Origin of the sequence: Streptosporangium sp. NPDC006013, assembly GCF_040614275.1 — a bacterium.
Lineage (GTDB): Bacteria > Actinomycetota > Actinomycetes > Streptosporangiales > Streptosporangiaceae > Streptosporangium.
Genome location: NZ_JBEXUE010000531.1, coordinates 1 through 6,490 on the forward strand (window position 1 = coordinate 1; position 6,490 = coordinate 6,490).

Below are 6,490 nucleotides of genomic sequence, written 5' to 3' on the forward strand. Positions count from 1 at the left end.
GCCGGTCATGGGCGTGCCCGTCGAGCCGTCGAGCGGAGCCAGGCCGTGACCATCGACCACACGCTGGTGAAGCGCTTCCGGCAGGACGTCGGAGATCAGGCGGCCAGCACCTTGGGCACCACGTCGGCGAACAACCCAGGCGGCAACTCGATCGAGCGCACCGCCGTCAGCTTGCGGATCTCGGTCATCATCGATTCCAGGCTCACGTTGCCTGGCGCGGACTTGATGAACGCCAGCAGGTCGAAGTCCTCGTCGTCGTCCTCGGCAGGCGCCTCACCGACGGGCTCTTGGCCATCGCCGCCCACCTCCGCTCCCGCGCGGCTCGCCTCGTCGAGGCCAACCAGCGCGTAGATCCGCTACGTGGCCTCGGGACTCAACCGGGAGGCGATCCGCACCGACCAGACGACCTCCGCGTTGTGCAGGGCCGAGGCCACGATCCGGGAGATCCGTCCAGGCGTCGGCGGCTCGACCCGCTCCTCGCGCAGATGCTTGAGCAGTTCCTCCCGTACCCGGTCAGGCCGCCGCTCGGCGTGCGCGACCTTCTCTGCCAGCCACACCGCCAGCTTCGTCGCGTCCGCCGTCGTACAGGTACGAAAACCCAAATGCGTGCGGATCTGATGGCGGTGGTACTCAATCGTGGAGCCGGACCACTCATAGAAGCCCAGCTCCGAAGCAGGAACCTGGACCTGCTTGGCCACGTGCTCGACCACGTCGTCCGGCAGCTCTGAACGGCCGCGCGGGAACCGGCCGTGCTGCGTGTAGAACTTCAGCAAGATCGCGAACCCGAGTCGCGTGGTGTCCCGCTTCCCGGCGATCAGCTCGCGCTCTTCGTCCAGGATCGTCCGGTGCTCGACCGGCTCGTCGATGCGCATCGGGGAGTGTTTCATGACCACCCAGCACTGACCAGGCAAGTCACGGCAAGATCAACGCCGTTTGGGGCTCATGACACGTTTCCTACCGGCACCCCTTCATGAGTCGGTGCAAACAGATGGCTGTCTGAAACACTCCTATGAAACGATCTCGGGGTGAGCGGCGATGACTGTGAAGCGTCGTCGGACAATAGCGTGACGGCCAGATCGGAGTGATCAGCGCGCTGGTCATCACCAGGGCCCGCGATCGGCACGTTCCGGCGTTCTCCCGGACTGGGAAGACCCACCCGCACACCTCCGGGAACGTCACTCCAGCCGGGCCGCGGCCTCCAGTGGCTCGGACGAACGGAGGAAGCGCAGGTCCTCCATGACCAGGGCGACATCGGTGGCGCCGCCGCGGCGGAGGGCCGGGGCCAGCGCGTCCAGGTCGGACCAGCGGGACGGGCGGAGGTGGACGCGGTAGCCGTCTCCGGCGGGCTCCAGGGTGAGGGCTTCGCCGATGGCGAGCCTGCTCTCCGGGAGGTGGGCCGAGGTCGCTCCGGCGGCTCGTTCCAGGGCGGTGACCGAGGTGACCCCGGCGGCGATGGGCAGGGTCGTGTCCGGGCTGGTGACGTGTTCGTGCAGGTCACGCAGGCGGGCGGTGGCGGTCGTACGGGCAAGGTAGTCCTTGGGCAGGCGGTCGGCCAGGAGCCTCACAGCGCGGGCGATGTGACCCAGCGGCGGTACGGACGGACGCCCGCCGAGCAGGGCGATCAGCGCCTCCAGGGCGTCCTCGGCGCCGGAGGCGAGGGTGACCCACTGCTCGGTGGTGAGCGGGGTGAGCCTCGGGTGGCGTTCCGTCCAGTACGCGACCGCCCGGTCCAGGTCGGGGCCCGTACGCCAGAGGTCGGCGGGGTCGTCGGGCATGAGCAGCTCGACGACTTCGACGGCCTCGTCGGTGGTGGTGAGCGCCTCCAGGGAGAGCGCGGCGATGCGCAGTTCGATCTCGGTCAGGTCGAGTTCGCGGGCGCGGGCGGCGTCGCCCTTGCGGAAGGCGGCGACGCGGCCCCGCGCCCAGCCGTCCGGCCAGGAGAGCGTGCGGGCCGAGGTGGACAGCAGGATCAGGCACTGGGCCGGTGACAGGCCGGTGGCCTCGGCGAACGCCCGTACGGTCGCCTCCCGGTCCACGGGCGGCGGGCCGTTCTCGGCGATCAGGTCGAGCGCCCGCCGGAGCCGGTCCGGGTCGCCCCAGCCGCGGCAGGTCCGCAGCTCGACGGCGCGGTTGCGGGTGAACAGGAGCGGGTCGGGGCCGTCCGGGGTGCAGAGGAGCGCCGTGACCGCGTACCCGTGCCCCACCTGCTCGTAGTCGGCGACGGCGGCGGCCATGATGGGGCCGCGGCCCGAGCGGATCTGCCCGAGGTCGTACTCCGGGCGCAGCCGGGCGACGTGCCAGGTGCCGTCGGTACGGAGGAGTTCGGGGACGGCGGCCAGTTCCAGAAGTTGCGCGCGCCCGCCGCCGTTGCCCCACGCGGCCTCCAGGACGGCGGCGCCGAGGCGGCCCAGCGTGTTCTCGACCCCCTTGGCGGCAGGGGCGTTGAATATCGCGATCTTCTTGTCGTACGGCACATCGACGGCGGCACGGGTGAAGTGGACGATCCTCTCGTACGCGGACTCAGGTCCCGGATCCTCCGGCTCGGGGGACTTCTCGGACTGGACGGTGGGTGCCGCGGAGGCGGGCGCCGGGCGCAGGTGGGGCGGCGGGGTTAGCGCCAGGCGTTCCAGCAGGGCGAACCCGCGCTCGCGGCATTCGACGGCCGTCCACACCAGGAACGTGACGCCCTTCCAGAGCGACTCGTCGGTGATCTCCGGCAGGAGCGGGTGGAGCCGTCCCGCCAGCTCGTCGCGGGCGGCGCTCTTCTCCGGGTACCCGCTCTCGGGGTCCAGCACCCGCATGAGGTCGGCGGCGAGCGCGGCGTCCGCGACGTCGATCAGGGCCTGCGCCTTCTTCTCGTCGACGGCGCGCAGCGCCCTGGATCCTTCGGGGTCGCGCGGCCGCATCGCCGACCACCGGCCGGGAGGCGCGACCAGGCGGGTCCCGGATGCGTAGCGGTGGTGCTTGACCGTGCTGATGTTCTCGGCACCGTGGTGCTCGGGCACCCTGCCCCGGCCGCGGACGTAGCGGCCGATGGTCCGCCCGGCCGGGTCCCGCAGCTCGATGATCCGGCCCTGGCCGCGCCACACGGTGGCCTCGGCGCCACCGGGGAAGGCGACCCGTTCGCCGTCGGCCGGTACGACGCGGCGGGCGGCGGGGTGCGCGCTGCCGTGCGGGCAGTGCGGGCCGCCGTGGTCCAGTACGGTCACCCGGCCGTTCACGGCGATCAGGCAGCGGTCGTAGAGGTCGCGCGCCTCGGTCCGTTCGTGGGACCGGCTGGAGACGTACTCGTACGTGCCGAAGCCGTGGGACGGGCCGACTCCATCCGGTGTGACGACGGAGGCGCGGAACTTGTGCTCCCAGAGCCGGCCGGACTCGATCAGGAGCAGGTCGGTGCCGCTCTCTTCCAGGTAGTCGGTGATGGTGTTGACGTGGCCGGGGACGAAGGCAGGCAACTCCAGTTCGTCGAGGAGGCCGCCGCTCAGCGTGGTGGCGAGGGCGCGGGCCGGGTCCGTCCCGGTCGCGATCGTCCGGACGCTGTTCAGGAGGGGGCCGGGGACTCCGGCGATGGTGAACCGTTCGGCGTCGCACAGGGCGGCGTGCGCGTCCGGAAGCCCTTGATTTGGGACCCGCTCGGCATGCTCGGCCAGGATGGCGGCGACAATCTGCGCCGTTCCCGGTGTCGCGGTCAGGGCCCGTACGGTCTCGGGGGCGGTCTGCTTCGGGACGGCGGGCTCGGTGACGTTGAGCTGGTTGGTCACGTTGCCCACGATCGCGTCGCGCAGCAGCGGGGCCCAGTCCGGGTCGGCGGCAACGGCGGCCAGGTCGGTGCCCGCTCCGGAGGCGAGCCGGTCGTACAGCTTGAACGTGTGCAGCAGCCGGGGCCGCGCGAGCGGGACGCCGCGGTCCAGGAGGAGATCGAGGAGCGGGAGGTCGGCGGCGGTCTCCTCCCAGCGGTTGACCTCGTCCTCGTCCACTCCCAGTACCGCCTCATGGTCGTCGCAGGTGAGGCCCTCCGCGCGCAGCCGCGTACCGGCGTCGTGCAGGAGGTCACCGAGACCGGCGACGGGGAGTGCGAGCCCCGCGTACAGCTTCAGGAAGCGGCCGAGCCAGTCCTTCGCCGCCGCCCCCGCCAGCCCGGGGGACGTGGTGAACGGGGCGGCCAGGCCCGCGCCCGCGAGGTTGCCGAGGAGGAGCGACACTGCCGCGCTCTTCGCCTTGGGGATGTCCTTGGCGGGCAGCGGCAGGATGCCGAGGAGCACGCGGCCGATGCCCGCGTCCGCCCGTGCCATCGGGCCGAGCAACGGAAGGACGAACTTCCAGAGGGTTTGCGGTGCCGACTCCATGCAGCCGCTCTCCAGCAAGGCCCGTACGGCGCGTTCGTCCTCGGGCCCGCCGAGCGTGTGCCCGGCGGCCTTCGCCAGCGCCGCCCAGCCGTCGGCCAGGGCCAGCGCGCCGTCCGGGACTTCCTCGCACCACTCGGTGAGCAGGCTGCGGTGCCAGCGGTACGCGCCGGGGGCGAGATGGCGGGCGGCGAGCCGCTTGCCGTGCTTCTTGAGTGTGGCCGTTCCGGCGGCGTCCGGTCCCGCGGCGAGGTGCGCCGCGACGAGCGCGGCCTCGTCGACCGGCAGCGCGTGCGCGTCCTCGGCGGCGCGGGCCTTCTCGAAGAAGGCGGCGGCGAAGCGGGCGCTGCCTGCGGCGGCCAGGATCCGCGCGCACTCCTCGTAGAACGGCGGCAGCAGCTCGGGCGCGTGCGTCTCCAGGTCGTCGCCGGTACGGGTGAGCGCGGTGCGCGCGAGGCCGGGCTTGCGGGCGGCCAGGCCGTGGGCGGCCCGCAGGTCGGTGTGCGCGGCCAGGATGCGGGCGCGGTGCGCCGGGTACCAGTGCAGGGCGGACGCGAGGAAGCCGAGCGGGCCCGCGTGCACGGTGCCGGCGCCGGTCTCCGCCACCGGGTCCAGGTCGTACAGCGACTTCTCGGCCTTGTCGCCGTCGACGGCCGTGCGCCGGACGAGTTCGACGACCGGCTCGTCCAGGACGGAGTGCTCGTAGCGGACGGCGACGCACGTGTCCTCGTCGGAGCCGGCGGGCGTGCCCGGCAGCACCGCCCCGGCGCGCAGCAGCACGTCGCGCGTCGGGCCGGTGATGCCGGAGGGCACCACGGTGCCGGGCTCGCCTTGGTGGGCGTCGCAGTAGTGGGAGTACGCCTCGGCTGCCTCCACCACCGGCTCCGTCTCGTCCACGGTGCGGTCCGCGTACAGAGCCATGAGAATGCGGACGCCCTCGGACCAGGCGATGTCGCCGATCTCCCGGCCGCCCGCGGTGAAGCTCAGCCACGCCATGTAGGCCGGGCTCATCGGCCCGCTCCAGTCCAGGTCGATCTCGATGCCGAGCGGCTCGGGCGCGTGCACGGTGAACCGCGCCCTGTCCCCCTTGATGCGCCCGCCCAGCTCGTGCACGCGGCGCTCGAACGCGGCGCCGCTCTCGTACCGGGCGTCCATGTATCCGAAGGTGCCGACCACGCCGAACGTACGGTCCATGCTCGCGGGACGCGTCCACACCTCGCGGCGTACCTGCTCAACAACCTGCGTGAGGTTCCGGCCCCGCCAGATGGGCGGCTCGTCGCCGAGCAGCAGCGGGTGCGGGATCGCGAAGGCGTCCGCGCCCGTCCACGCGCCCTCGCGCAGGAGCGCGCAGCGGCCGAGGTCGGGCGCGCCGTCGACGATCGGGGCGATGACCAGGTCGGTGAGCGTCTCGCGCCACACCGGGTCGTCCCACACGGCCGCGAACACCGCGGTCGGGACGGGCAGCGACCGCACCATCCAGGACTCGACCCGGTCGTGCACCGCCCGCGCGTGCTCGCCGAGCCGGTCGCAGAGGGCGGCGAGTCGTACCGCGGTCGGATCCTTCCTGACGTTGGCGGGCACCTTGGCCAGCACGCGGCCTGCGGCCGTCCGGCAGGCGAGCACCGGCCGCCGCGTCCCCTCGACGGTGAGCTCGTGGCCCGTCGCGATCCCGATCCATCCCATGGCACGCCATTCTTGATCATCACTAGGACATTCGGCGGGAAACGGATGATTTACCCGCAGTGACGGGGCAGCCGGCAGGGCGTGGGAAATATCGATCTTGCCTTTGTCATCGCAGGCGCCGGCGCGCTGCGCGCGGCGGCCCTCCCCGGCGTTCGGCCGGAGTACAGCGGACATGGACCGCGTCGAGGTCGGGGTTGAGGAACCTGCGGACAGCCATTAGCGGTGAGATGAATCTTGCGAGGTGAGGAGTCTCCGACCTGCGGGGCTTCGCGTGTTGCCGAGGTGGTCGGCAGGGGCGGCCGCTGCTGACGTTCGCGTCGGATGCGAACTCGGGGACGTCCGGGATGAGGCTTCTTCGGCGTGGGTGAACCCGGGGGCCACGACCTCGGGCACAGTCGGTGACAGCGGCGGGCCGCCGACTGGACATAGTGTCCGAACCCAACCACCGCCAGGCCCGCGCGGCC

Annotated in this window: 3 protein-coding genes; all 3 read right to left on the bottom strand. The window is 72.3% G+C overall.

Features of this window, described 5'->3' with window-relative positions; translation table 11 throughout:
* Positions 1-95: 95 nt before the first annotated feature.
* Entirely contained in the window at positions 96-305 is a 210-nt protein-coding gene (locus tag ABZ260_RS43985; protein WP_355629884.1) for a hypothetical protein, read from the bottom strand.
* Positions 306-356: 51 nt separating this feature from the next.
* A complete protein-coding gene (locus tag ABZ260_RS43990) occupies positions 357-887 on the bottom strand; it encodes a DUF4158 domain-containing protein (RefSeq protein WP_355629886.1) in 531 nt (176 codons plus the stop codon).
* A 288-nt stretch (positions 888-1,175) separates the two neighbouring features.
* A complete protein-coding gene (locus ABZ260_RS43995) occupies positions 1,176-6,026 on the bottom strand; it encodes a DUF4132 domain-containing protein (RefSeq protein ID WP_355629889.1) in 4,851 nt (1,616 codons plus the stop codon).
* Between the last annotated feature and the right edge of the window lie 464 nt (positions 6,027-6,490).

Excerpts from the sequence above, each read along its gene's own strand:
- ABZ260_RS43990 (WP_355629886.1), bottom strand. The coding sequence starts at position 887 with ATGAAACACTCCCCGATGCGCATCGACGAGCCGGTCGAGCACCGGACG.
- ABZ260_RS43995 (WP_355629889.1), bottom strand. The coding sequence starts at position 6,026 with ATGGGATGGATCGGGATCGCGACGGGCCACGAGCTCACCGTCGAGGGG.